The sequence below is a fragment of the Streptomyces abyssalis genome (assembly GCF_001751365.1).
In the GTDB taxonomy this organism is placed as follows: Bacteria; Actinomycetota; Actinomycetes; order Streptomycetales; family Streptomycetaceae; genus Streptomyces; species Streptomyces abyssalis.
The window spans coordinates 223902-248603 of record NZ_LJGT01000037.1; the positions used below are offsets into that span (position 1 = coordinate 223902).

Annotated in this window: 21 protein-coding genes; 7 read left to right on the top strand and 14 right to left on the bottom strand. The window is 71.6% G+C overall.

The annotated features are described in order from the left end of the window. Positions 1-84 precede the first annotated feature (84 nt). The 5 genes from AN215_RS04200 to AN215_RS04220 form a co-directional block, all read right to left on the bottom strand. On the bottom strand, positions 85-1104 hold the full coding sequence (locus tag AN215_RS04200) for a glycoside hydrolase family 130 protein (protein WP_070010354.1): 1020 nt from the start codon (positions 1102-1104) through the stop codon (positions 85-87). Between the two features lie 76 nt (positions 1105-1180). Then, entirely contained in the window at positions 1181-1987 is an 807-nt protein-coding gene (locus AN215_RS04205) for a carbohydrate ABC transporter permease (protein ID WP_070010353.1), read from the bottom strand. A 42-nt stretch (positions 1988-2029) separates the two neighbouring features. Continuing rightward, entirely contained in the window at positions 2030-3007 is a 978-nt protein-coding gene (locus tag AN215_RS04210) for a carbohydrate ABC transporter permease (protein WP_070010154.1), read from the bottom strand. Between the two features lie 17 nt (positions 3008-3024). Next, positions 3025-4311 (bottom strand): extracellular solute-binding protein, encoded by a 1287-nt coding sequence (locus AN215_RS04215; protein WP_070010153.1) that lies wholly within the window; start codon positions 4309-4311, stop codon positions 3025-3027. Beyond that, entirely contained in the window at positions 4308-5456 is a 1149-nt protein-coding gene (locus tag AN215_RS04220) for a LacI family DNA-binding transcriptional regulator (RefSeq protein WP_070010152.1), read from the bottom strand. Before AN215_RS04220 ends, AN215_RS04215 begins: the two co-directional genes overlap by 4 nt. A 230-nt stretch (positions 5457-5686) precedes the next feature. Between AN215_RS04220 and AN215_RS04225 the strand changes: the two genes are divergently transcribed. Beyond that, entirely contained in the window at positions 5687-5992 is a 306-nt protein-coding gene (locus AN215_RS04225; protein WP_070010151.1) for a 4a-hydroxytetrahydrobiopterin dehydratase, read from the top strand. A 55-nt stretch (positions 5993-6047) separates the two neighbouring features. Here AN215_RS04225 and AN215_RS04230 read toward each other — a convergent pair whose 3' ends face one another. From AN215_RS04230 to AN215_RS04245, 4 genes are all read right to left on the bottom strand, one after another. Then, positions 6048-6695, bottom strand: coding sequence for a dihydrofolate reductase family protein (locus tag AN215_RS04230; protein WP_070010150.1), 648 nt, complete (start codon positions 6693-6695; stop codon positions 6048-6050). Between the two features lie 275 nt (positions 6696-6970). Further along, positions 6971-8173: a S1 family peptidase gene (locus AN215_RS04235; protein ID WP_070010149.1), complete on the bottom strand. Its 1203-nt coding sequence runs from the start codon at positions 8171-8173 to the stop codon at positions 6971-6973. 321 nt (positions 8174-8494) lie between these two features. After that, positions 8495-9139: a fasciclin domain-containing protein gene (locus AN215_RS04240; protein WP_070010148.1), complete on the bottom strand. Its 645-nt coding sequence runs from the start codon at positions 9137-9139 to the stop codon at positions 8495-8497. A 104-nt stretch (positions 9140-9243) separates the two neighbouring features. Further along, positions 9244-10827, bottom strand: coding sequence for a molybdopterin-dependent oxidoreductase (locus tag AN215_RS04245; RefSeq protein WP_070031109.1), 1584 nt, complete (start codon positions 10825-10827; stop codon positions 9244-9246). Positions 10828-11116: 289 nt separating this feature from the next. Between AN215_RS04245 and AN215_RS30025 the strand changes: the two genes are divergently transcribed. The 5 genes from AN215_RS30025 (at position 11117) to AN215_RS04270 (ending at position 16653) form a co-directional block, all read left to right on the top strand. Then, positions 11117-12472, top strand: coding sequence for an NAD(P)/FAD-dependent oxidoreductase (locus AN215_RS30025; RefSeq protein WP_079122682.1), 1356 nt, complete (start codon positions 11117-11119; stop codon positions 12470-12472). A 71-nt stretch (positions 12473-12543) separates the two neighbouring features. Continuing rightward, entirely contained in the window at positions 12544-13242 is a 699-nt protein-coding gene (locus AN215_RS30030; protein ID WP_245694218.1) for a DUF1365 domain-containing protein, read from the top strand. Positions 13243-13250: 8 nt separating this feature from the next. Next, positions 13251-14528, top strand: coding sequence for an SAM-dependent methyltransferase (locus AN215_RS04260; RefSeq protein ID WP_070010351.1), 1278 nt, complete (start codon positions 13251-13253; stop codon positions 14526-14528). Positions 14529-14572: 44 nt separating this feature from the next. Continuing rightward, entirely contained in the window at positions 14573-15823 is a 1251-nt protein-coding gene (locus AN215_RS04265) for an SAM-dependent methyltransferase (protein ID WP_079122779.1), read from the top strand. Next, positions 15820-16653, top strand: coding sequence for a DUF1295 domain-containing protein (locus AN215_RS04270; RefSeq protein ID WP_070010145.1), 834 nt, complete (start codon positions 15820-15822; stop codon positions 16651-16653). The genes AN215_RS04265 and AN215_RS04270 overlap by 4 nt, the downstream gene beginning before the upstream one ends. Positions 16654-16772: 119 nt before the next feature. Here AN215_RS04270 and AN215_RS04275 read toward each other — a convergent pair whose 3' ends face one another. The 4 genes from AN215_RS04275 to AN215_RS04290 all read right to left on the bottom strand — a co-directional run bounded on the left by AN215_RS04275 (position 16773) and on the right by AN215_RS04290 (position 21237). Then, positions 16773-17567 (bottom strand): anti-sigma factor, encoded by a 795-nt coding sequence (locus AN215_RS04275; protein ID WP_070031110.1) that lies wholly within the window; start codon positions 17565-17567, stop codon positions 16773-16775. Continuing rightward, positions 17564-18151, bottom strand: a complete 588-nt coding sequence (locus AN215_RS04280; protein ID WP_070031111.1) for a sigma-70 family RNA polymerase sigma factor — start codon at positions 18149-18151, stop codon at positions 17564-17566. The genes AN215_RS04275 and AN215_RS04280 overlap by 4 nt, the downstream gene beginning before the upstream one ends. Positions 18152-18461: 310 nt before the next feature. Further along, positions 18462-19298 (bottom strand): aldo/keto reductase, encoded by an 837-nt coding sequence (locus tag AN215_RS04285; protein ID WP_070010143.1) that lies wholly within the window; start codon positions 19296-19298, stop codon positions 18462-18464. Between the two features lie 112 nt (positions 19299-19410). Beyond that, positions 19411-21237, bottom strand: coding sequence for an AMP-dependent synthetase/ligase (locus AN215_RS04290; RefSeq protein WP_070010142.1), 1827 nt, complete (start codon positions 21235-21237; stop codon positions 19411-19413). A 302-nt stretch (positions 21238-21539) separates the two neighbouring features. Between AN215_RS04290 and AN215_RS04295 the strand changes: the two genes are divergently transcribed. After that, positions 21540-22583: a bile acid:sodium symporter family protein gene (locus tag AN215_RS04295; RefSeq protein ID WP_079122684.1), complete on the top strand. Its 1044-nt coding sequence runs from the start codon at positions 21540-21542 to the stop codon at positions 22581-22583. On the opposite strand, the gene AN215_RS04300 is transcribed toward AN215_RS04295, so the two are convergent. Beyond that, complete coding sequence (locus AN215_RS04300) at positions 22571-24436, bottom strand: exo-alpha-sialidase (protein ID WP_070010141.1); 1866 nt, start codon at positions 24434-24436, stop codon at positions 22571-22573. The genes AN215_RS04295 and AN215_RS04300 overlap by 13 nt on opposite strands. Positions 24437-24702: the final 266 nt, after the last annotated feature.

Sequence of the window (24702 nt, forward strand, 5' to 3'; positions counted from 1 at the left end):
ACCCGGATGTGCCCCGGTAGCTGGCGTCCCCCCCCCCCCGTTCCCGGCCTGCCCGGGGTCTGCGGTTCCCCGGCGCCCCTGGGCTCAGTCAGTCCTCTCCAGCCGGGCGACACCGATGTGTGCGTCGGCCATGCCGTAGAAGACGTACCGGACTCCGTCGATCTCCTCGACCGCGGTGGGGAAGACGACGTTGGGGACCGTCCCGGAGCGTTCCTCTTCCGTTTCCGGGGCCATCAGCGGTTCCGCCGAGCGCGCCAGCACCCTGGCCGGGTCGGCCGGGTCGAGGATCATCGCGCCGGCCGCGTAACTGACGTGCTGCTGCTGGTCCGTGAACGCTTTGTCCATGCGTCCCGAGACCCCGTGGTGGATCAGCAGCCACCCCTCCTCGACCTGGACGGGGGCCGGGCCCGCGCCGATCTTCAGGCTCTCCCAGGGGTGTTCGGACAGCGCCACGAGACGGTGGTCGCGAGGCCTGGTCAGCGCGGTGATGTCCGCCTCTGCCTCGGCGACCGGCACGTAGCTGATCCAGATGCCGGGCCGTTCGTCGGTGACGCCGGCCGGGAGGTGGACGCCCTCGCCCGGGCGGAACCAGCCCAGGTCCCACATCGGCCGGTGCAGCATCGCGTACGCGGGCGCACCGTCGGGGCCGGGCACCGGCACGGGGAAGTGCACGACGTCCTTGTTGGGGAAGAGGTTGAGGTCGGTGTCGAGGTCCGGCTGGTAGGCGAACTGCACGGGGCCGATCCGGCGCCAGGTCCGCAGGTCGGCGGAGACGGCGAGGGCCGCCCTGGGGCCGAGCGGGCCGTAGGCGACGTAACTCATCACGTACTGCCCGAGGCTCGGTATCCATGTCACCCGCGGGTCCTCCACGCCCGCGTTGTTCTTGCCGCGCTCCCAGCCGGCGTCCGGTGCGAGGACGACTCCGCGCCTGGTGACGCCCGTGGGCACACCTTCGGTGAGGGTCACCTCGGCGAGGCCGACGCGGGAGACGTTGCCCCCGGCGACGAGGCGGGGCAGCAGGTGCAGGGCGCCGTCCTCGGTGCGTCCGGACGCGGGGTTGAGCACACCCTCGGCCTCCAGCGGGTCGTGCGGGGACGGCGACATCACGACGCCCTCGCGCACGAGGCGGTACGGGATGCGGGTGGAGGGGGTGTGTGCGGAGCGGTCGTGCACGGTGGGATCAGCCCTTTGTTCCGGAGTCGATGTTCGTCTGGGTGAAGTGGCGCTGGAAGAGGAGGAAGAGCACCACGGCGGGGACGGCCAGCACGCACGCCCCTGCCATCACGGCACCCATCGGGTTCTCGACGGTGCCGCGCAGATTGCTCATGAAGCCCGCCAGCGCGACGGCGAGCGGCTGCATTCCGGCTTCCTTGGTCACCAGGAACGGCCAGAGGAACTCGTTCCACGGGCCGATGAAGGCGATCAGGGTGCCCGTCAGCAGGGCGGGACGGACCATCGGCAGCGCGACGCGCCACAGGATGCGCAGTTCGCCCGCTCCGTCGATGCGGGCGGCCTCGAAGAGCTCGGCGGGAAGCTGCAGGAAGAACTGACGGAAGAGGAAGACCGCCGTGGAGTTGATCGCGAACGGCAGGATCATCCCCAAGTAGCTGTCGCCCAGCCCGTAGTCCCGCACCACCAGCACATACAGCGGCAGCATCAGCAGCTGGAACGGCACGGTCTGCACGAGGAGAAGGGCCGCGAAGACCGTGCCGCGCCCGCGGAACTGCATCCGGGCCAGGCCGTATCCGGCGAGCACGCCCATCACGAGGGTGCACAGCAGCACGCCGATGGTGAAGACGCCGGAGTTGAAGAGCGAACGGCCCAGCGAGATGGCCCCGTTGACGGCCACGTAGTTCTGCGTTCCGCTGCTGCCGGGGAGCGGAATCACCGATCCGAGGTCGCCGGTCGTCTGCTTCTGCAGAGACGCGGTGAACATGTACGCGAAGGGGAAGAGGAAGACGACGGCGCCCAGTACGAGCACCACCATCCGCAGCCACCAGCCTCCGGAGACGCGGCCTGTGTTCACGGATCAGACCTCCTTCCGCTCGGTGAACCTGCGGGCGATGAGGGAGAGCGACACCACGACCAGGACCAGTACGACGCCCAGCGCCGCCGCGAAGTCCGGGTGCGCCTGCTCGATGCCCTTCTGGTAAAGGATCAGCACCGGCGAGGCGGAGGCGTGGTCCGGGCCGCCGCCGCCGGTGAGCAGATAGGGCTCCGTGAAGAGGTTGGACCCCTTGATGACGGCCAGCACCGTGACGAGGGTCGTGGCGTGGCGCACGCCCGGCACGGTCACCGTCAGGAAGGTCCGCACCCGCCCGGCGCCGTCGACGCCCGCCGCCTCGTACAGCTCGCGGGGAACGCCCTGCAGCGCGGCGAGGTAGAGCATCACGAAGAAACCCAGATTCGTCCACGTGACGAAGACGGCCACCACAGGCATCGCGAGCGCGGAGTTGACCAGCCACGAGGGGTCCGGTGCGAGACCGCCGAGGGTGTGGTTGAGGAGCCCGTCGGTGCCGAAGAGATAGCCCCACACCGCCACAAGCGCGACGCTCGCCGTGATGTACGGCAGGTAGTAGGCGGCCCGGAAGAAGGAGCGCAGCGGCAGACGGGAGTTGAGCGCCGAGGCGAGGACGAGGGACAGCACGACGGTCAGCGGGATGTTGATGACGAGGAACACGGCGATGTTGAAGAACGAGCGCAGCACCACCGGATCGGTGAACACATCCCGGTAGTTGCTCAGCCCGACCCACGGCGCGTCCACGTCCGTGCCCGGGGCGGTGAAGTAGAAGCGGTGGAAGGACATCCAGACCGTGTAGCCGAGCGGCACGGCGAAGACGACGACCAGGAAGAGCGCGTACGGCGTGACGAACAGGGCGCCGAGCGGCTGCCTGTTGCCGCGCGGGCCGCGGCCGCGCGGCCCGTCGCCGGGCCGGCCCCGCGGACCGTACGGCCCGTGGCGTTGCGGATCGCGGCCGCCGGCACGCGACATGAGGGGGACACTCATCGGAACCTCGGCAATCGTCAGTATTCGTCGAGGAGTTCGGAGATCTCGCGGGAGGCGTCGCGCAGCGCGGGCTCCGGACGTTCGCGGCCGAAGACGACGGACGCCGTCCAGCGGTCCCGGAGCGCCTGCCACACGTCGACGGAACCGGCGACGCTCGGCACCTCCACGATGCGGTCCGCCTGGTCGCCGAACTCCCGGTAGGCGGGGTTCTTCTCGAACCACTGCTCGTACGTGCCCAGCAGGTCCGGACGCATCGGCATCTGGCCCGTCGCGTCCAGGAAGGCGCGGTCCTGCTTCTTCGACGTCGCGAACTTCAGCACGTCCCAGGCCGTGGCCCGGTTTCTGCAGGCGCTGAACATCGAGACCGACTTCTCGTCGGAGAAGGTGTGCGTCTCGGACGCCGGCAGGCCCTTCGAGGTCGGTACCGGCACCACACCCCAGTCGATGGTGTCCTTGTACGCCGCGACGGCCCACGGTCCCGCGATCGTCATCGCGGCTTTGCCCGCCGCCATGGAATCCCCCGGGAACAGCTCCTGCTGCGCCAGCTTCTCGCGGTAGACCGTGCGCCAGAAGTTCACGACGCGGCGGCCCGCCGGGGTGTCGAACTGCGGCTTCCCGTCCTTCACCAGCTGCTTGCCGCCCGATTCCGCGATGAAGGACGGGTAGAAGTCGAACCACGACTGGAAGAACTCGGAGCTCGGCGCCGGCCAGATCGCCGACTTCGCCGCGCCGCTGCGGACGATCTTGCGCGAACTGTCCAGGAATTCCTCGTGCGTCGAGAGCTTCGGCTTCTCCGGGTCCAGGCCGGCCTTCTCGAAGATCTTCTTGTTGTAGAGGATCATCACGGGGTTGCTCTTCCAGGGCAGCTGGTAGAACTTCCCGTCCTCGGAGCGGTATTGAGCGGCACGTTCGCCCGTACGCCCGTCGACGTACTTCTCCCCGCCGGGGAAGTCGTCGAGCGGGACGAGGCCGGCCTGCTTCTGGAACTGCGGGACGGACGCCGGTGAGGTGTTGAAGACCAGGCATGCGCTGTTGCCCGCGACGATGGACGCGCTCAGCGCCTCCTCGGAGGTCTTGCCCGCGGGTATCTGCTGCGCCGTGATCCGCTGCCGGGGGTGCTTCGCGTTCCACTCGGCGACCATCTTCTCGCCCCAGGCGACCTCCTGGGCGTTGTTGGACAGCCATACGGTGATGGGGCCGCGCGCCGAGGCCGCGGCGGTGCTGTCGGGCGCGGTGCGGGCGCATCCGGTGCTCACGCCCGTCAGGGCGAGTGCCAGCAGGACCGCTCCGGTCTTCCTCCTCAAGGTTCTCTCCGTACTGTCGGTTCCGGTGCAGGTTCCGCCGCCTGCTCGTGCTCCGGCTGACGCTGCGGCCGAACGGCCGTGCTGCCGGGGCCGGACGGGGCGGCACGGGCCGGGTCCGGCGCGGGGCCCATCGAGGCACGCGGCAGCAGCCTGGCGGGGGCGAGTTCGACGTCGTCGGCGCGCCCTCGCGCGATGACCTCGTCGAGCGCGCGGGCCGCCGCGGCGCCCCAGCCGAGGGCGTCGGCGCGTGCGGAGGCCAGCGGCGGATGCGTGTAGGCGGCGAGCGGGGTGTCGTCGTAGCCGACGACGGAGAGGTCCTCCGGCACGGACAGGCCCAGCCGGTGTGCGACGGCCAAACCGGCCGTCGCCGACAGGTCGTTCGCGAAGACGATCGCCGTGGGTCGCTCCCCGACGCCCAGCGCCATCAGCTGACGCGTCGCGGCGGCACCGCCGTCGGCGGTGAAGCCGCCCGGAAGCACCGGCCCCGGCGTCAGCCCGGCAGCACGTACGGCCTGTTCCCAGGACTCCTGACGGCGCCGCGAGTGGTGGAACTCCCGCGGCCCCGCCACGTGCGCGATGCGGCGGTGGCCCAGCTCCGCCAGGCGCGCGACGGCGGTGGCGAAGGCCGGCTTGTCGTCCAGGCTCACCGCGCACAGACCGTCCGCGCAGCCCGGGTCGCCGACCACGACGGCCGGCAGCCCGAGTCCGGTGGTGAGCTCCGGACGCGGATCGTCCACGCGCATGTCGGTGAGCAGCACGCCGTCGACGCGGCGGTCGGCCGCGAGGCGGTGGTATGCGGCCGCCTCGTCGGCGGGGTTCGTCACATGCAGCACGAGGGAGTCGCCGCGCGGCGAGAGCACCGATTCCACGCCCGCGATGAAGGCGGGGAAGAAGGGGTCGGCCCCGATCGCGTCGGTCTCCCGCGACAGCACCAGGCCGAGCGCGCCCGCCCGGCCCCGGGAGAGCGCCTGCGCGGGACGGCTCGGGCGCCAGCCGAGTTCGGCCGCGGCCGCCAGGATGCGGGACTTGGTCGCCTCGGCCAGGCCGGGACGGCCGTTGAGCGCGAAGGAGACGGCGCTGGGGGAGACCCCGGCGAGCCTCGCCACGTCCGCGATCGTGGGACGTCTCTCCCGTGCTGCAGCCATGCCGCCAAGTCCGTCCGTCCGGTGGAGTGTTGAGGCTCGCGCGCTATGAGCTGGTATCAGTTGTTTAAACCGCTTTAACAGCGGCGCGATGCGTGAACTCAACCGGAACGGCACCGGAGGTGTCAACGGGTGTGCGGCGAGAAACTCCTGCGTGGCAGGCGAACGCAGATGAAGGCACCGCCGGCTCCTAGGCTGGCGGGTACGCCACCGACAGGAAGCGAGAGAAAGTCATGGCCCCTGAAGCGCTGACCCGGCAGCAGACCGACGAGGCACTGGCCGCCCTTCCCGGCTGGAGCACGGACGGCGACAGCATCGCCCGTACGTACTCCTTCGCCAAGCACCTGCCGGCCGCTGCGATGGTGATCCATGTGGCCGCGATCCAGGAGGAGCTGAACCACCACTCCGACATGGCGCTCGGCTACAACAAGCTGTCCGTCACGGTGAACACCCACAGCGTCGGAGGTCAGGTCACCGGGAAGGACATCGAACTCGCCCGCCGCATCGAGGAGATCGCCCCGGGCCACGGCGCGAGCTAGCCGGTCAGCGAGCCGCCCGGCCGCTGCGTGATTCGCCCGGGCGGCCGGTCCGGCCTCACTTCCGCCAGAACAGGTGGTGCGTCACGCCGCTCGGGCTGGGCACGACGTCCTGGTGGAACCGGTCGAGCAGTTCATCGGGGGACTCCCACAGCCGGGATCCGGAGCTGAGCTTCGTCGGCACGACCGCCACATGCAGGGTGTCGACGAGGCCGGCTTCGAGGAATCGCCGGATGACAGTCGCCCCACCGCCGAGCCGGACGTCCCGGCCCTGCGCCGCCTCCTTCGCCCGGGCGAGTACCTCGGCCGGGTCGCCGTCGACGAAGTGGAACGTGGTGTCGGAGAGCGTGAACGACGGGCGCTTGTGGTGCGTCATGACGAACACCGGCGTGTGGAACGGGGGTTCGTCACCCCACCACCCCTTCCACTCGTGGTCCTGCCAGGGCCCGCGCTGCGGCCCGAACTTGTTGCGGCCCATGATCTCGGCGCCGATGTTGCGGGCATAGTCCCGCGTGATGTAGTCGTCCAGGCCTCGGCTGCCACCGGGTTCGGAGCGTTTGACGGGCGGGTGGTCGGTGGCAATGGCCCAGGCGAACAGTTTCCCAGGATCGGCATGGCCGAACGGCTTCTCGAGGCTCTGGCCCTCGCCGGAGCCGAACCCGTCGCTCGAGACGGTGAAGTTCTGGACCCGCAGCAACTGGCTCATGTCGCTCTTTCCTGTCTTTCCTGCTTCGCGCTCTCTGATCGCTTACGGATGGTGGACCGGCCCGGCCGGGGAAACTCATCGCCGCATCGTGCAGTTCTCACAGCGCTCCCGCGGCCGCGCCGGGCGACGACTCCCCGGCGGTCGTCCCCCGGCGCAGCCGCGTACGGATCACCAGGCGAGCGTCCAGCGGGAGCGTGGGTCCTCCAGCCCCTGCTGTCGCCCCCGAGGGCGGCCGCGGCCTCCCGGCCGAATCAGCGACCCGCCGGTCACGGCAACTAGTCGGTGCTCAGCGTCAGCCCGTACTCGGAGAGGGGTTCCGCCACGGGCTGGTAGTAGGTCGCACCGCCCGTCGAGCAGTCGCCCGAGCCTCCCGACGTCGTGCCCTGCGCCTGGTCGCCGGAGATGAACGGGCCGCCGGAGTCGCCGGGTTCGGCGCACACGTCCGTCCGGGTCAGGCCCCGCACGGTGCCCTGCTTGTAGGTGACCGTGGCCTCGTGCTGCTCGATGGTGCCGCACCGCCAGCCGCTGGTCGATCCGGAACGGCAGACCGAGGAACCGGCCGGGACCTGCTTCGACCCGGCGACCGACAGGTTCGCGGAGCCGGGGCCTTTCACATACGGCCTCGCCCGCCAGTTCTCGTTCGCCTCGACCCATGCGTAGTCGTCGCCGGGGAAGGAGCGGGCGCGGACGGTGCCCTGCGCGGCGCGGTTGTGGCCCGTCGTCCTGGTGCCTGCGCTTCCGCAGTGTCCCGCCGTGACGAAGCCCTCGGCGTCGCCCTTGGTGACCGCGAAGCCGACGGAGCAGCGCGTGGAGCCGCCGGAGTAGTACGCGTCGCCGCCGCGCAGATCCTCGGCGTACGTTCGCGGCTTCTCGGCGGACTGCGTCACCCGCACCAGTGAGGTGGAGGCACCGCTGCGGTTGAGGAAGTCCTTGGCGGCCCCGGGTTCACCCGCCCGTACGATCACGCTGTTGCTGCGCACGTCCACCGCCCATACCGCGGTGCCCCGCGGTGCGCGCTTCGTCGCCGAGTTGTCCAGGGCACGCTTGGCGGCTTCGAGGACGGCGAGGCTGTTGTCGACGACCTTCGCCTCGGCGCCCGCAGCCTTGATCGCCGCCGTGTCGCCCCGGTCGGTGGTCGCCACCACCAGCTTCGACGTCGATCCCGTGACCCACGCACCCGCGTAGCGCGTCCCGAGCTTCTTGCGGAGCTTCTTCTCGACGGCGACGGCGCGCTGCTCGTTGGCGATCCGCTTCTTCGCGTCCGCGGTGGTGATGCCGAGGTCCCTGCTGACGCTCTCCAGCATTCCCGGTGCGACCTCCGGGGCGGGCGTCGCCGCGTCCGCGGAGCCGGTGCCGGAGCCCGAACCGGGCCGGGAGCCGGGCGGGGAGGGTTCGCCCGCGGTCGCGGGCATCACGCCGAGGCCGAGGGCGCCGACGGCCACGGCCGTGACGGCGAGGACAGGGAGCTTACGGGGCATCGGTGCTCTCCTCGTATCGCTGGTGCACAGGCGTTCTCCGGCCCAGGGCCTCTCCCTGATCCAGACCGATCCGAACGACAGACCCTCGCCCCAGCGTCCGGCCGCCGCCCGGGGGGCACCACCTGTGAGGGGGCCGGATGGAGGTACGCCGGCGCACGTGCGGACACGTGGGCGTACGGACCCCGGTCCCCACGAACTGGGGCCCGCACGAACAGGAGTCCGAACGCACCCGGGTCCGTGCGGCTCGGCCGGTGAGCGCCGTGCCGCACGGACCCGCCGTGCTCTTGCCGTACTGCAGCCGTCGTGCTCCGTGCCGGCCGGTTACTTCGGGGGCATCAGCACGGAGTCGACGATGTGCACCGTGGCGTTGGCCGTCTTCACGTTGCCGCAGCCCACGGCCGCCTCGTCGTTGACCTTGAAGGCGTCGCCGGAGCCCGAGGTGGTGAGCTTCTCCTTCGCCAGCGTCGGGTAGGAGCCGTCGGCCAGCTTCTCCTTGGACAGCGGCTCACCCACCACGTGGTACGTGAGGACCTTGGTGAGCATCTCCTTGTCGCTCATGACCTTCTCCATGTCGGCCTTCGGGACCTTCTCGAAAGCCTCGTTGGTCGGCGCGAAGACGGTGATGTCCTTGGAACTGTTGAGGGTGTCGACGAGACCGGCCTTCTTCACCGCGCCGACCAGCGTGGACAGTTCGGGATTGTTGCTCGCGGCGGTGGCCACCGGGTCCTGGGCCATGCCCTTGAAGCTGCCCTTGCCGGTCTTGGGAACGGCCTTGCAGGCCGGTCCGAACTCGCCGCTCGCCTGCGGCTTCTCCTGCTTCGAGCTGTCCTTGGGCGCCTCGGACTTCTTGCCGTCCGAGGCCTTGTCGCTGCCGCCGCCCTCGCTGGAGCAGGCGCTGATGCCCAGCGGCAGCAGAGCGACGGCGGTGACGGCGACGGCGCCGCGGCGGATTCGTGTGGTGTTCATGTCTGTCTCCTCAAGACGGGGCTTCGTGCCGGAGCCTGTCGGCCGGCGTTGCTGGATCGGGAACGGGTGAGATGCCAGGTCGTGTCAGGTCACGTCGCGTCACGTCAGGTCACATCGACCACCACCGAGTGCCGTCCGGTCGCGCCGTCGGGTACGGTCCCGGCGCGCTCGGCGGTCTGTGTCTCGCCGTCCTTGTCGGTGGCCCGCACCTGGAGGCGGTGGCTGCCGGAGGCGGCAGGCCACTCCCACACCCACTGCCGCCACGTGTCGCGGTTGTCCTCCTCGGCCAGCCGCGCCATGCGCCAGGGCCCGTCGTCGACCCGTACCTCGACCCGCTCGACGCCCCTGTGCTGTGCCCAGGCGACGCCGGCGACCCGCACGGTGCCCGGCTTCAGGGAGGCCAGGGGCCTGGGGGTGTCGATGCGGGACTGCGTCTTGACCGGTGCGTCGCGTGCCCAGTCACGCTTGACCCAGTAGACGTCGTAGTCGTCGAACGTGGTCAGCTCCAGGTCCCGCAGCCACTTGCAGGCCGAGACGTAGCCGTAGAGACCCGGGACGACCATGCGGACGGGGAAGCCGTGGGTGAAGGGCAGGGGTTCGCCGTTCATGCCGACGGCGAGCATGGCGTCCCTGCCGTCCATGACGGTCTCCACGGGGCTGCCGAGCGTCATTCCGTCCACGGAGCGCGCCACCAGCTGGTCCGCGGGGCCGCCCCTGGACGGCGGACGCACCCCGGCTTCGCGCAGCAGGCCGGCCAGCGGCACGCCGAGCCAGACCGCGTTGCCCGCGTACGAGCCGCCGACCTGGTTCGAGACGCAGGTGAGGGTGATGCGCCGCTCGATCAGCTTCCGCTCCAGCAGCGCGCCGAAGTCCAGCGTCAACGGACGGGACACACCCCGCCCGTGGATGCGCAGCCTCCAGGTGCCGACGTCGACGCGGGGGACGGTGAGCGCCGTGTCGACGCGGTAGAAGTCCTTGTTCGGCGTGGTGAACGGCTCCACGCCGTCGATTCCGAGGTCCGCGCCGCGGGGGACCGGCGCGGCACGTGAGGCCGGTGCGGGCAGTTCGACCGTGGCGCGGGATGCCGCCGCCTCGGCCCTGCGCGAGGAGTTGAGGCCGCGGCCCGCGAGTGCGGCGCCCGCCGATCCGGCGGCCACCGCACCGGCTGCCAGGGTGAAGCCGCGCCGGTCGAAGGAGGCGGGGGCGGCCGACCGCGTAGCCGCCCCCCGGGATGCGTCTCCTCCGTCCGGCGCGGTGATCTCGCCCGCGGGCGAGGGCCCGCGGCGTGCGAGCCTCCCCGCGAGGACATACAGAACGGCGGCGCCGGCGAGGGCTCCCACGGCGGACGGCACCGCGTCCAGCGGTCCGGCGTCCGGCCGTTCCGCGGCCGAGAGCGCACCGGCCAGCCCGAAGACGAGCACGCCGGCCGCGCCCGTACGCCGCCGTCGCAGCGTGAGCAGGCCCAGGGCCAGGGCGAAGAGCACCAGCAGCGCCAGGATGCCCAGTTGGAGGACGAGTTTGTCCTGGCTGCCGAACGTCCTGATCGCGAAGTCCTTGACCCCCGCGGGCGTCCGGTCGACGACCGCGCCGCCGACCGCGGTCACCGGGCTCGCCTCCGGACGGACCGTCACCGAGACCAGTTCCGCGACCGCCAGCGCCGAGAAGCCCGCCAACAGGCCGCTCAGCATGCCCAGAAGGGCCGGCGTGCCCGGGCGGGGACGCGGGGCGCTGCCGTGTCCGTGTCCGGATGTCCCGGGCCCGGGCCCGGATGCATCGGGGCCGGTGGTCCTGGCGCTCGGTTCTGGTTGTCGGGTCACACCTCGCATTCGAGGTCCGGGGTCCGGCGGATTGGTCCGTCAGGGTCGAAAATCGCCGGTCAGCGGGTACGGAAGAAATCCCGCTCCACGACCAAGCCGCCGCCCGGCCGGCTCCGAATGACACCCGACAGGATGCGTCCGAGCACGGCGAAGGAGCGGCATGGCAGTCGGAACCGGCGGCAGCGGCGGCGGCTCAAGTGGCGGTGGCAGCGGCGGGACCGGCACACGGCGGCGCCGGGTGGCCGTGGTCGGCAGCGGAGTCGCGGGGCTCACCGCCGCGCACGTGCTGCGGCGTACGGACGCCGTCACCCTCTACGAGGCGGACGACCGGCTCGGAGGGCACGCCCACACCCACGACGTCCCGTCGGCGGACGGCCGTCTGCAGCGCATCGACTCCGGGTTCATCGTGCACAACGAGCGCACGTATCCGCTGCTGCTGCGGCTCTTCCGCGAACTCGGCGTCCGCACGCAGGAATCCGAGATGAGCATGTCCGTACGGTGCGAGGGCTGCGGTCTGGAGTACGCGGGAGCCCGCGGAGCGCGCGGCGTGTTCGCCCAGCCGGGGAACCTCGCACGGCCACGCTTCCTGCGCATGGTGGCGGAGATCCCCCGCTTCCACCGGCAGGCACGGGAGCTGCTGGCGGCCGGCCCTCAGGCGGAGGGGGAGGGGGAGGGCGGCGCCCAACACGCCCTCACACTGGGGGAGTTCATGACCCGGGGCGGCTATTCCGCCTACTTCGTCACGCACTTCATGACGCCGCTCGTCTCCGCCGTGTGGTCTTGCGACCAGGCGACCGCGCTTCGCTACCCCGCCCGCTACCTGTTCGGCTTCCTGCAGCATCACGGCATGCTGAGCGTCAAGGGCTCGCCCACCTGGCGTACCGTCACGGGCGGCTCACGCGCATACGTCGAGCGGGTCGCCAAGCAGCTGGAGGCGGTTCACACCTCGACACCCGTGCGTACGGTGCGGCGTTACGGCGACCGCGCCGAGATCGTGACAGAGGACGGGACGGTGCACGAGCACGACGCCGTCGTGATGGCGACACACGCGGACACCGCGCTGCGGCTGCTCGCCGGGCCCACCGCGGCGGAACGGGAAGTCCTCGGCGCCTTCCGCTACTCCCGCAACCCGACGCTGATGCACACGGACGCCTCGCTGCTGCCGCGTGCGCGGGCCGCCCGCGCGTCCTGGAACTACCTGATGCCCTCCTGCGGCACCGACTCCGCCTCGGTGCGCATCAGTTACGACATGAACAGACTGCAACGCCTCGACACCCCGGAGGACCACATCGTCACCCTCGGCGGACACGACCGGGTGGACCCGGACTCGGTGCTGGCCAGGATGGTCTACGAACACCCCGTCTACACACCGGAGTCGGTGGCGGCCCAGCAGCGGCTGCCCGAACTCCCCTCCGCCGTCACCGCGTTCGCGGGCGCCTACCACGGCTGGGGGTTCCACGAGGACGGCTGCCGCTCCGGCGTCGACGCCGCCGCGGCCCTGGGGGTGCGCTGGTGACGGGCCCCGTCCAGGCCGGCGTGCCGGATCCGGCCGCGGAGCCGCCGGCGCCGGCTCTGTACAACTGCCTCGTGACGCACGTGCGCACCAGCCCGCTGCGCCACACCGTGCGGCACCGCACCTACATGTGGCTGATCGACGTGGACCGGCCGCCGCGGCTGCCCCTCGCGCTGCGTCCTCTCGCGCGCTTCCGCAGCCGCGACCACTTCGGCGGTACGGCGCCCACGATCCGCGCCGGACTGGAGCGCTTCCTGGCGGCGCGCGACGTGGAAGCGCCCACCGGCAAGGTGCTGATGCTCGCCAACGCCCGTGTGCTCGGGCACGTCTTCAATCCGCTGAGCCTCTACTGGTGCCACCGTGCCGACGGCACGCTCTCGTGCGTCGTGGCCGAGGTGCACAACACCTACGGCGAACGGCACTGCTATCTGCTGCACACCGACGACGCCGGAGAAGCCGCCACCGCCAAGGAGTTCTACGTCTCGCCGTTCTTCCCCGTCGACGGCGCATACCGCATGCGGCTGCCCCGGCCCGGCTCGGAGCTCCACCTCGCCGTCCATCTGGAGCGGGCCGGCGGGCGCCCGTTCACCGCGACCGTGCGTGGACGGCGCCGTCCTGGAAACACAGCGGGGCTGCTGCGTGCCGCACTCCGGCACCCATGGCCCACGGCCGCCGTGAGCACAGCCATCAGGCTGCACGGCGTCCGGCTCTTCCTGCGCGGCCTGCCCGTACGTCCCCGTCCCCGCCACCGGATCCAGGAGGGTCTGGAGTGAGTCTGCACATGCCATCCGAGTCCCGGCCCGACACCGCGGTGGATCCGCGGCGCTGGCCCGACGTCGCCCGCGTACCGCAGCCGTCACGGGTGCGCACAGCGGTCGCCGCCCACCTCGTGCGCCGGGCCCTGGAACGCCTGCCCCTGGAAGTCCGTACGTCCGGCGGTGAAACCCTCGGCCTCGGCGGCCCGCTGATCCGACTCCACGACCCCGGCGCCTTCTTCCGCAGGGTCGGGCAGGCGGGTCTGATCGGCTTCGGCGAGTCGTACATGGCGGGGGAGTGGGACGCGCCGGATCTGGCCGGTGTGCTCACCGTCCTGGCCGGCAACGTCACCGCACTCGTCCCGGGGCCCCTGCAGCGGCTGCGCGCCCTGTGGGCGGCACGACAGCCCGCGAGCGGACACAACACCGAAGACCACTCGCGGCGGAACATCCACCACCACTACGACCTGTCCAACGACCTGTTCGCCGCCTTCCTCGACGACACCCTGACCTACTCCTCGGCGCTCTTCCGCGACTTCCCCGCCGCCTGGCCGGACCTCGCGGACGCCCAGCGCCGCAAGACCGACCGGCTGCTGGACCTGGCCCGGGTCGGCCCCGGCACACGGCTGCTGGAGATCGGCACCGGCTGGGGCGACCTGGCGCTGCGCGCCGCCGCCCGCGGCGCCCACGTGGTGACCGCCACCCTCTCCCAGGAGCAGCTGGACCTGGCGCGGCAGCGCGTACGGGCCGCCGGACACGAGGAGCGGGTGACGCTGCTGCTGCGCGACTACCGGCAGCTGACGGGCTCGTACGACGCCGTCGTCAGCGTCGAGATGATCGAAGCGGTGGGCGCGGATTTCTGGTCCGAGTACTTCGGCCGCATCGACCGGCTGCTGGCCCCCGGCGGGCGGGCGGCCCTCCAGGCCATCACCATGCCGCACGAGCGGATGCTGGCAACCAGGAACACCTACACGTGGATTCAGAAGTACATATTCCCCGGCGGGCTGCTGCCGTCCCCCGAGGCCGTCGAGCACGCCACCCGGGACGCCACGACCCTGCGGGTGACGCGGCAGGACGGTTTCGGGCCGCACTACGCGGAGACCCTGCGGCTGTGGCGCGAACGCTTCGCCGAACGCGCCCCCGCGGTACGGGCGCTCGGCTTCGACGCGACCTTCCAGCGCATGTGGACGTTCTATCTCGCCTACTCGGAGGCGGGCTTCCGCTCCGGCTACCTCGATGTGAAGCAGCTGCTGCTCACCCGCACCGCCGACGGCGCGACGGCCCACCAGGAGGAGACACGGTGAATGCGAACGGAGCGGCACACAGGCTGTCGCCACTTCTCGAGCGGATGCTCGGCGGCCCTCCCCCTGCCTTCGGCGGGAGGTACCCCCTGCCCGTACGGCTGCGGGCCTGGGACGGCAGCGAAGCCGGCCCCGGCGACGCACCCGTGGTGGTGCTCCGCACCCGCCGCGCGCTGCGCCGGCTGATGTGGCAGCCCGGCGAACTCGGCCTCGCCGAGGCCTACATCACCAAGGACATCGACGTCGACGGCGACCTCGCAGACGGGCTGCGCACGGTCTGGCGCGCGGTACGGGACCGGCGTCTGCGTCCGCCCCGGCTGAGTCCGTCCGAACGGCTCCGGGCGCTCGTGACGCTGGTCGGCCTGGGCGCGGCGGGACCACCGCCGCCCGCACCCGCGCTGCGCGCGAGGCAGACCGGGCGGCTGCACAGCAAGGCCCGCGACCGCGCCGCCGTCAGCCACCACTACGACTTCTCCAACGACTTCTACGCCCTGTTCCTGGACGAGTCGATGGCGTACTCGTGCGGCTACTGGCGCCGCCCCGACGACCCCGCCTACTCCCTCGCCGATGCCCAGCACGACAAGCTCGAACTGATCTGCCGCAAGCTGGACCTGCGTCCCGGCGCCCGGCTGCTGGACGTCGGCTGCGGCTGGGGATCGCTCACACTGCACGCCGCGCGGCACCACAAGGCGCACGTCACCGCCGTCACCCTGGCGCGGGAACAGGCAGCGGCCGTCACCCGCCGGGTCCGCGAGGAGGGCCTGGAGGAACTCGTCGACGTCCAGCTGAAGGACTACCGCGACATCGAACCCGGCACCTACGACGCCGTGTCCGCCATCGAGATGGGCGAACACGTCGGGGACGCCGAATATCCGGCCTTCGCCTCCTCGCTGCGCTCGATGCTGCGCCCGCGCGGACGGCTGCTGGTCCAGCAGATGTCCCGCGGGCGCGCGGCCCCCGGCGGCGGCGCCTTCATCGAGACCTACATCGCCCCGGACATGCACATGCGTCCCCTCGGGGAGACCGTCTCGCTGCTGGAGGAGGCCGGGCTGGAGGTCCGCGCGGTGGAGTCCCTGCGCGAGGACTACATACGTACGATCGCCGCCTGGCACCGCACCCTGGAGGAACGGCGTACCGAGGTGGCGGCACTGGTCGGTGAGGAAGCCGCCCGCGTGTGGCGGCTCTACATGGTGGGCGGCATGCTCGCGTTCGAGGAGCGGCGGATGGGCGTGGACCAGATCCTGGCGGTACGGCCCGACGAGGACGGCCGCAGCGGACTGACCGGCGGCGGCCTGTGAGCGGGTTCCCCTGGGGCGCCTTCGGGGTGAACCTCGCCGTGAGCGCCGCCGTGGCACTCGCCGTCATGCTGGTCACCTTCGCCGTCGCTCTCGCCAAGGGAGTGCACCGCGTCGTCGACGTCGCGTGGGGGCTGGGATTCACCGCCGTCGCCGCGGTCACCCTCGCGCTGTCGGCGGGGCACGGCGACGACGTGCGCCGGCTGACCGTGACCGGGCTGACGGCCGTGTGGGGGCTGCGCCTGGCGGGGCACATCGCGCTGCGCGGACGCGGCCACGGGGAGGACCCGCGCTACGCGCGCATGCTCGCGCGCGCCCCCGGCGACCCGCGGCTGTACGCGTTGCGCACGGTCTATCTGCTGCAGGGCGCGCTCGTGTGGCTGGTCTCGCTGCCCGTACAGGCCGCCCAGTATCTGCCGGGACCCATGACCGGGCCGCAGTGGGCGCTGACGGCGCTCGCGGTGGCCGTGTGGCTGACGGGTTTCCTCTTCGAGACGGCCGGCGACGCACAGCTGGAGCGCTTCAAGGCCGACCCGGAGGCACGCGACCGCACCGGCGCCCGGATCATGGACCGCGGCCTGTGGCGGTACACGCGGCACCCCAACTACTTCGGGGACTTCATGGTGTGGTGGGGCCTGTACCTGCTGGCCTGCGGCGATGTGGCGGTGGCGGCGGCGGTGCTCGTCTCGCCGGTGGCGATGAGCCTCCTGCTGACCAGGGGCAGCGGAGTGCGCCTGCTGGAGCGGCAGTTGGCCGGCCGTCCCGGGTACGCCGCCTACGCCGCCCGTACGAACGCCTTCTTCCCCGGGCCCCCGCGCGGCGGCGGGAACTGACCCACGGCGGCGGCCGGAGCGCCGGACCAGGCGCCCCCCGTGCCCGAAGTTGCCGGAGCCGAGGCCCCGTTACGCGAACCCCCGGCGGCACCCGGAAGCGGGCGCCGCCGGGGGTCTCCTCACTGCGCCCGGGGCAGCTTCATCAGGGCCAGCGGCTCCGTCGTCGGCTGCGGGGAACCACCGGCCGGTTCCACCGTGATGCCCATGGCCGACGCCCGGCCCACCGCACCGTCCATCAGCACCGATTCGTTCTCGCCCCCGGACTCCAGCAGCCCCGCCGGCCGCATCTTCTCCCCGTCCGCGAACCACAGTTGGTACACCTTGCCGCTCGGCGGTGCGCTCATCCCCGAGGCGAGGAAGACCGCACGGTCGCGCTCGCGGGAGACGACGACTGTGCCCCTGGCCCCGCCGGGCAGCTCGCCGCCGCTCGTGGTCCTCGCGTCCGGTGCCGCCAGCACGCCGGCCACGTCCTCCTGCCGCTGGCGCGTCTGCTCCGCCTGCTCGCGGGCGTCCTGAGCCGACTCGTACTGCCACACCGCCACTCCGCCGAACGCGGCCGCCGCGGCCAGGCAGGCGGCGAGCGCGACGCGCGGCAGCGCCCGCAGCCTCCGCCCGGCGCCGCTTCCGCCCGCGCGGCCGGCACCGCCCTGGCCGGTCCCGGGCCCGCCGGTCACCTTCGGGGGCTCCTGCCGGACGGTGGTGATCCGCCCCAGCACACGCTCGCGCATCTCCGGCGGCGGCGCCGCGGTCACGGCGAGACCCAGCCTCGCGGCCGTCGCCCGCAGCTCGTCCACCTCCCGCGCACACGCGGGGCACTCGGCGAGATGCCGTTCGAACGCGACGTGTTCCGCCTCGGGCAGCGCGTGCACGGCGTACGCACCCGTCAGGGTGTGCAGGTCACCGTCCCCCGTCACGCCGTCACCCCCAGGCAGTCCCGCAGCCTGATGAGTCCGTCCCGCAGCCGGGTCTTGACCGTGCCGAGCGGCTGGGTCAGCAGCTCGGCGACCTCTCTGTACGTCAGACCCCGGTAGTAGGCCAGCGTCACCGACTCGCGCTGGAGCTCGGTGAGGGTGCGCATGCAGCGGCGCACCTGCTCCCGCTCCAGCCGGGACTCCACGGCCTCGGTGACCTCGTCGTAGGCGGGCGTACGGTCCAGCAGCGCGGCACGCTCCTCACGGTCGGCGGCGGCCTGCGCCGAACGCACCCGGTCCACCGCCCGGCGGTGGGCGAACGTCATCACCCACGCCATGGCGCTGCCCTTGTCCGGCCGGAAGTGGGCGGCGGTCCGCCACACCTCCACCAGGACCTCCTGCGTGACCTCTTCCGACTGCGCCGGGTCGCGCAGCACATTGCGGACCAGTCCCAGAACCGGCCCGGCGATGCGGTCGTAGACGGCGGCGAAGGCGTCATGGTCGCCACGCGCCACCTCTTTGAGCAGCTCGGCGAGATCCGGTCCCGCTCCGCCGCCCGTACCGGCGAGGTGTGCGGCCTCCTTCATGACACCGCACCTTTCGCCGAAGCCCTGGTGCGTACGGCGGACGCGCGGGCCCGCGGCACCGGCCGTCGGTGCCGCGGGCGGCCGCGGACTGCGGCAAAGCCCATGGTTCCTCCCGGGAGATCTCTTCAGGGATGCTTCGTGGCCGGAGGCCGCGCGGATTGGTACGCGCGGGACCTTGTTGCCGGCCCGTGAGCGTTCCGGACCCGGCGCGTGACCCCGGTCCGTCCGCCGCCCGCCGAAGGCGGACGCCGCCGCCCGGTGTGCGGGCGGCGGCGTCCGGCGAGCATCCCCGGCCCGGGCAGGCGGCCGCTCAGCCGGTCCAGTTCATCTCGTCGGGGTCGTCACCGAGCCGGGAGTCGGTGTTGAGCCCGGCGATGTCCTCCATGTCCCCGGCGTCGAGTTCGAAGTCGAAGACGTCGATGTTCTCCCTGATGCGGGACGGCGTCACCGACTTGGGGATCACCACGTTCCCCGTCTGCAGATGCCAGCGCAGCACGACCTGGGCCGGCGACTTGCCGTACTTGCCGGCGATCGCGTTCAGCTTCGGCTCCCGCAGCAGCTCCTTGCCCTGCCCGAGCGGGGACCACGCCTCCGTCGCGATGCCGTGCTCGGCGTGGAAGGCGCGGGGCCCGCTCTGCTGCAGATGCGGGTGCAGCTCGATCTGGTTGACGGCCGGCACGGTGCCGGACTCCTTCAGCAGCCGCTGCAGATGCGACGGGTGGAAGTTGGAGACCCCGATCGCCTTGGCACGGCCCTCCTGGTGGATCTTCTCGAACGCCTTCCAGGACTCGGCGTACTTGTCCTGCCGCGGTACCGGCCAGTGGATGAGGTACAGGTCGACGTAGTCCAGGCCGAGCCTGTCCAGGGAGGCGTCGAAGGCGCGCAGCGTCGAGTCGTGGCCCTGGTCGGCGTTCCAGAGCTTGGTGGTCACGAAGACCTCGTCACGGGGCACGCCCGACGAGGCCAGGCCATGGCCCGTGCCCTGCTCGTTGCCGTAGATGGCGGCCGTGTCGATGCTGCGGTAGCCGGCTTCGAGCGCGGTACGCACGGCGCTCGCGGCCTCGTCGTCGGGCACCTGCCAGACGCCGAAGCCCAGCTGGGGCATGACGCTGCCGTTGTTGAGGGTGATTGCGGGAACGCTGCTCACGAACGATCGGTCCTCACATGTCGACGAAGGATTCCGCTTCCACCCTGTCAACGATCACCTGGAACAGGGCATTCCAACGCGGGCACCGTGCCGATGCGACGCCGGCGCCCGTTCACTGGTGGTACAGCGCCTCGATCTCGACCGCGTAGGCCGTCTCGATCGCCTTCCGCTTCAGCTTCAGGGACGGGGTCACGTACCCCGCCTCCTCGGTGAACTGCGCGGCCAGTATCCGGAACGTACGTATCGACTCCGCCTGCGAGACCTGCGTGTTGGCGGCGACGACGGCGCGCCTGACCTCCGTCTCCAGGTCCGGGTCGCGTACGAGGTCCGTGGGCTTGAGCTCCGGCTTCTCGCGCATCTGCAGCCAGTGGGTGACCGCGTCCGGGTCGAGCGTGACCAGGGCCGAGACATACGGACGGTCGTTGCCGACGACGATGCACTGCGCGACCAGCGGGTGCGCGCGCACACGTTCCTCCAGGATGCCGGGGGAGACGCTCTTGCCGCCGGAGGTGACCAGGATCTCCTTCTTCCGGCCCGTGATGGTGAGGTAGCCGTCCTCGTCGAGCGCGCCGAGGTCGCCGGTCGCCAGCCAGCCGTCGTGCAGGGCCTCGTCGGTGCCCTTGGGGTTGTTGAGGTAGCCCTGGAAGATCTGGGGACCGCGGAGCCAGATCTCGCCGTCGTCGCCGATGTGCACCGTGGTCCCGGGCAGCGGGTGGCCGACGGTGCCGAACCGGGTCCGCTCCGGCGGGTTGAGCGTGGCTCCGGCACTGGTCTCCGTCAGGCCGTACCCCTCGTAGATGCGCATGCCCACGCCGTCGAAGAAGAGCCCGAGCCGGCGTTCCATGGCGCTGCCGCCCGACATGGCGCCGCGGCAGATGCCGCCCATCGCCTCGCGCAGCTTGCTGTAGACGAGCGTGTCGAAGACCTGGTGCTTCAGACGCAGCGACGCGCTGGGGCCGGGCCCGGTGCGGAACGCCTTGTGCTCCATGGCCTCCGCGTAGCGCACGGCGACGTCCACGGCCTTCTCGAACGGGCCGAGCTTGCCCTCCAGTTCGGCCTTGCGGCGCGAGGACTGGAAGATCTTCTCGAAGAGATACGGCACGGCCAGCATGAACGTCGGCTTGAAGGACTGCAGGTCCGGCAGCAGGGCCTCGGCGGCCATGACCGGCTGGTGACCGAGCCTGACCTTGGCGCGTATGCAGACCAGTTGCACCATGCGTCCGAAGACGTGGGCGAGCGGGAGGAAGAGCAGCAGGGACGGCGGCTCGCTCGGCTTGGAGCTGAAGACCGGATGGTACTTGCCCTGGATGGCCTCGGCGTCGGCGAGGAAGTTGGCGTGCGTGAGCACACAGCCCTTGGGGCGGCCCGTCGTGCCGGAGGTGTAGATGATGGTGGCGGTGGAGTCCGGGGTGACGGCGAGCCGGTGCCGGTGGACGACGTCGTCCTCCAGGTGGGCGCCGGCGGCCATGAGTTCCTTCTCCGCCTGCGCGTCGAGCTGCCACAGCTTCTTCAGCTGCGGCAGGCGGTCGATGACGGAACCGACCGTCATCGCGTGGTCCTCGTGCTCGACGATGGCGGCCGAGACCTCCGAGTCGTGCATCATCCAGCAGACCTGCTCGGCCGAGGAGGTCGGGTAGATGGGCACGACGTGGGCGCCGATGGACCACAGAGCGAAGTCGAGCAGCGTCCACTCGTAGCGCGTACGGGACATGACCGCGACCCGGTCACCGAAGCGGACGCCCTCCGCCAGCAGGCCCTTCGCCATGGCCATCACCTGGTCACGGAACTCCGCGGCGGTCACATCCTGCCACTCGCCCGCGGCGTCCTTGCGGGACAGGGCGACCCGGTCCGGGTCCTCGGTGGCATGATCGAAAACGGTGTCAGCCAGCCCGCCAACCTGGGGCGTGGGCGCCAGAGCCGGGACGGTGAACTCGCGCAATGGGAATGCTCCTCGACGTGCAGTGCACAGCTGTGTGAGGCACAGCGCGCGGTGACCGTATCCGATGAAAGAGCCGGCGGGGAGAGGTCCCGAACCCGGTCAACCGGTCATTTCGGGATGCATCGGAAGGCGGTCGTCAGGTTGTTGCAGATCGTACGAGCTTTCTGCACGGAACCTCCCCGAGTAAAGCAGCAGGAGGGCCCCGGGGAGAATGGGGTGGAGGACATTCGTACGACGCCCCACGCGGCACCCGGCCCGCAGCCGCCGCCACGACGGGGCAACAGCACCGCCCCGAGGGAGACATGCGCCGACTGGCACAACTGGCCGACCCCTACATCGCACTGCTCCTCGGCACCGTCCTCCTCGCCGTGTTCCTGCCGGCGAGCGGCGGCGTGGCCGAAGGCCTCGGATGGGCCACCAAGGCGGCCGTCGGGCTGATCTTCTTCCTCTACGGCGCCCGGCTCTCAACCCGCGAGGCCCTCGACGGGATGCGCCACTGGCGGCTTCAACTGCTCATTCTGCTCTGCACGTTCGCGGTCTTCCCACTGCTCGGCCTGGCGACACGCCTGCTCGTCCCGTACGTGCTGACACCCGGACTGCAGGCAGGGCTGCTCTTCCTCTGCCTGGTCCCCTCCACCATCCAGTCCTCCATCGCCTTCACCTCCGTCGCACGCGGCAACGTGCCCGCGGCCATCTGCGCGGGCACCTACTCCAGCCTCGTCGGCATGGCGGCCACTCCGCTGCTCGCGGCCTGGCTCGTCGGCGGTCACGCCTCACTCGGCGCGGACGGCCTCGTCGGCATCGTCTGCCAGCTCCTGGCCCCCTTCGTGGCCGGGCAGCTGCTGCGGCGGTGGATCGGGGGATTCCTCACACGGCACCGCCGCGTCCTCGGCTTCGTCGACAGGGGATCGGTGCTCCTCGTCGTCTACGCGGCCTTCAGCCAGGGCATGACCCAGGGCATCTGGGGCCGGGTCACACCGCTGCGGCTGACCGCCCTCCTGGGCGTCGAGGTCGTGCTGCTCGCACTGATGCTGAGCCTCACCTGGTACGGGGCGCACCGGCTGGGCTTCTCACGCGCCGACCGCGTCGTGTCCGTGTTCGCCGGCTCCAACAAGTCCCTCGCGGCCGGACTGCCCATGGCGAGCGTCCTGTTCGGGGCGCACGCGAGCCTTGCCGTGCTGCCGCTGATGCTCTTCCACCAGATGCAGCTCATCGTCTGCGCGTTCCTGTCGCGGCGCTGGGCGGAGGGCACTTCGGAGGTACGGGCGCGGAAGGCACCGCCCGTGCCGCCGAAGGGAGGCCCCCGGCGGCACGGGGAGCGGACCGGAGCCGGTCAACGCCCCTGAGGGGTACGGACGCTGTCGAGCGGAAGGTTCAGCACCGAACGGTTCCCGGTCCGTACCTGCACCTCGTCGAGCGCACCGGTGAAGTGCGCCCGGCTGTCCACCTTCTGACCGAGATGCACGCCGAACGGGGAGCCGACGCTCACCGAGCCCGGCACATCGGGCGCGGACACGCTCTCCCCGTCGACAGTCAGCCGCAACTGACCGCCCCCGCGGCGCAGTTCCGCACGATGCCAGCGCCCGTCGTTGTACGCGCCGGCCGTGGCCACCTCGGCGGTGGCGGCCGGTGCCGGGAGCTGCCGCGCGGTGACCGCTGCCGTGATCCGGCCGGCCGCCGGGTCGGCCACCAGACGCACCTGCGGCTGCGCCGTGCCGACTCCGCCCATCCACAGCAGGGGCTGCTCGCCTGAATCCGCATCCGCCGTGTAGCGGAACCACAGGCGGGCCGAGAAGTCCCGTTCGCCCAGCGGCAGCCGGCGGTGGAAGGGCAGCCGCACCGCGTCGTCGCGGCCGTCGAACTCCAGCGCGCGGCCGTGACGCCCGCTCACCTGCACGGGCCCGCCGAGCACGGAAGCGTCCCCGGCGCCCGGTGCTCCGTCCGGGGTGACCGGGTCCGGGCCCCTGCGGGGGCCGAGCCAGCCCTCGGTGAAGCGCGCGAACCGGATCTCGTCGCGGGCGTCGGCCGCACCGCCTTCGTACAGCAGCCCGACCTCGTCGGCGGAGGCCTGCACCAGGTCCGAGTATCCGGACCAGTCCGCCGTCACGGTCCGGCCGCGGTCCACGCTCTCCCAGGTCGCGCCCTCGTCGTAGGAGGAGCGGACGGACATGGTGCGGCGCCGGTCCGGGTCGGCGGGTGCGGACAGCAGGAGCCGGCCGCTGCCGCCCAGGCGCAGCACGGAGCCCTGCACCTGAGGCGTATAGAGACCGGGCAGCGCACGGAAGGGTGCCTCGAAGGACGCGCCGCCGTCCGAGCTGACCGCCGTCGTCCGGTGCCCGAGATCGGTGCCCTCGGTCTCGCGGGCGCTCGCGAGGACAGCTCCGTCGCGGCGCTCGTGGAGGGTCAGTTCCTGCGGCTTCTGCCGGAACGTCCCGCCGGCCGCGTACGGGTGGCTGTCGGTGGCGCCCCGGCGCCAGTTGTCGCCGCCGTCGTCGCTGTAGACCAGTGCCGCATGGTTCCCGGTGTTCCTCCCGTCCTGCCACGTCTCGGCGTTGACACCGAGCACGAGCCGTCCCGCGTGCCTGCCGTGGCGCAGCTGGAGACCGTGCCCCGGGCCGGTCGCGTACCAGGAGTTCCAGTCGTCCGGGCGGAGCTGTGCGGTCAGGTCCCGGGGCGGTGACCAGCTGTTCCCGTCGTCGTCGCTGTACTGGAGGTGCGGGGTGCGGTCACAGGGCGACTCGCAGCTCTTGCCGTCGGTACGCCCCGCGTTGAAGGTCTGAGCGAGCAGGATCCGCCCGGTGCGGTGGTCCACGACAGGCACGGGATTGCCGTGGGTGTCGCCGTCGCCGCGGCTGACCACGCGCAGCGGACCCCATGTACGCCCGCCGTCGACCGAGCGCTTGACGACGACGTCTATGTCTCCGGCGTCGCCGCAGTCGCGTACCCGCCCCTCCGCGAAGGCGAGAAGCGTGCCTTTCGCCGTCCGCACGACCGCCGGGATGCGGAAGCAGCTGTAGCCCGTCTCGTGTGCGGCCTTGAAGAGCACCTGCTGGGTGAAGCCGGTGTCCCCCGCGGCCCGGTCCCGACCCGGCTGCGCGCCCGCCCGTTCCGGCACCGCGAGCAGCGACGCGCACAGGGCGAGGAGGAGTCCGGCCCGGAGGGCGGCTCGGTCACGTAAGGCTGAGCGGGTCGACCTCATGAGCGCCCCTTTCCGCGGCCTGTCCGGGGTGCGCCGCGGACAGCCGGCCATGGGAAGTCAGATGTCGGATGTCGGACGTCCCACTAGGCATGCCCGGTCGGGGCGGAAAATACCTCTCGCTCAGGAACCCGAAATCCGGGACCGATCCAGGACCGGAGACCGAGAATCAGGAATCCGCCGCCGCGACGGAGTACTCGGAGACTTGTAGGCCACGGGGAAGGAAGGGCCCGGCCGGCGCAGGGGGCGCCTCCCGCCGACCGAGCCCC

Excerpts from the sequence above, each read along its gene's own strand:
- AN215_RS04200 (WP_070010354.1), bottom strand. The coding sequence starts at position 1,104 with ATGTCGCCGTCCCCGCACGACCCGCTGGAGGCCGAGGGTGTGCTCAAC.
- AN215_RS04205 (WP_070010353.1), bottom strand. The coding sequence starts at position 1,987 with ATGGTGGTGCTCGTACTGGGCGCCGTCGTCTTCCTCTTCCCCTTCGCG.
- AN215_RS04210 (WP_070010154.1), bottom strand. The coding sequence starts at position 3,007 with ATGAGTGTCCCCCTCATGTCGCGTGCCGGCGGCCGCGATCCGCAACGC.
- AN215_RS04220 (WP_070010152.1), bottom strand. The coding sequence starts at position 5,456 with ATGGCTGCAGCACGGGAGAGACGTCCCACGATCGCGGACGTGGCGAGG.
- AN215_RS04225 (WP_070010151.1), top strand. The coding sequence starts at position 5,687 with ATGGCCCCTGAAGCGCTGACCCGGCAGCAGACCGACGAGGCACTGGCC.
- AN215_RS04230 (WP_070010150.1), bottom strand. The coding sequence starts at position 6,695 with ATGAGCCAGTTGCTGCGGGTCCAGAACTTCACCGTCTCGAGCGACGGG.
- AN215_RS04235 (WP_070010149.1), bottom strand. The coding sequence starts at position 8,173 with ATGCCCCGTAAGCTCCCTGTCCTCGCCGTCACGGCCGTGGCCGTCGGC.
- AN215_RS04240 (WP_070010148.1), bottom strand. The coding sequence starts at position 9,139 with ATGAACACCACACGAATCCGCCGCGGCGCCGTCGCCGTCACCGCCGTC.
- AN215_RS04245 (WP_070031109.1), bottom strand. The coding sequence starts at position 10,827 with ATGCTGAGCGGCCTGTTGGCGGGCTTCTCGGCGCTGGCGGTCGCGGAA.
- AN215_RS30025 (WP_079122682.1), top strand. The coding sequence starts at position 11,117 with ATGGCAGTCGGAACCGGCGGCAGCGGCGGCGGCTCAAGTGGCGGTGGC.
- AN215_RS04260 (WP_070010351.1), top strand. The coding sequence starts at position 13,251 with ATGCCATCCGAGTCCCGGCCCGACACCGCGGTGGATCCGCGGCGCTGG.
- AN215_RS04265 (WP_079122779.1), top strand. The coding sequence starts at position 14,573 with ATGCTCGGCGGCCCTCCCCCTGCCTTCGGCGGGAGGTACCCCCTGCCC.
- AN215_RS04280 (WP_070031111.1), bottom strand. The coding sequence starts at position 18,151 with ATGAAGGAGGCCGCACACCTCGCCGGTACGGGCGGCGGAGCGGGACCG.
- AN215_RS04295 (WP_079122684.1), top strand. The coding sequence starts at position 21,540 with ATGCGCCGACTGGCACAACTGGCCGACCCCTACATCGCACTGCTCCTC.
- AN215_RS04300 (WP_070010141.1), bottom strand. The coding sequence starts at position 24,436 with ATGAGGTCGACCCGCTCAGCCTTACGTGACCGAGCCGCCCTCCGGGCC.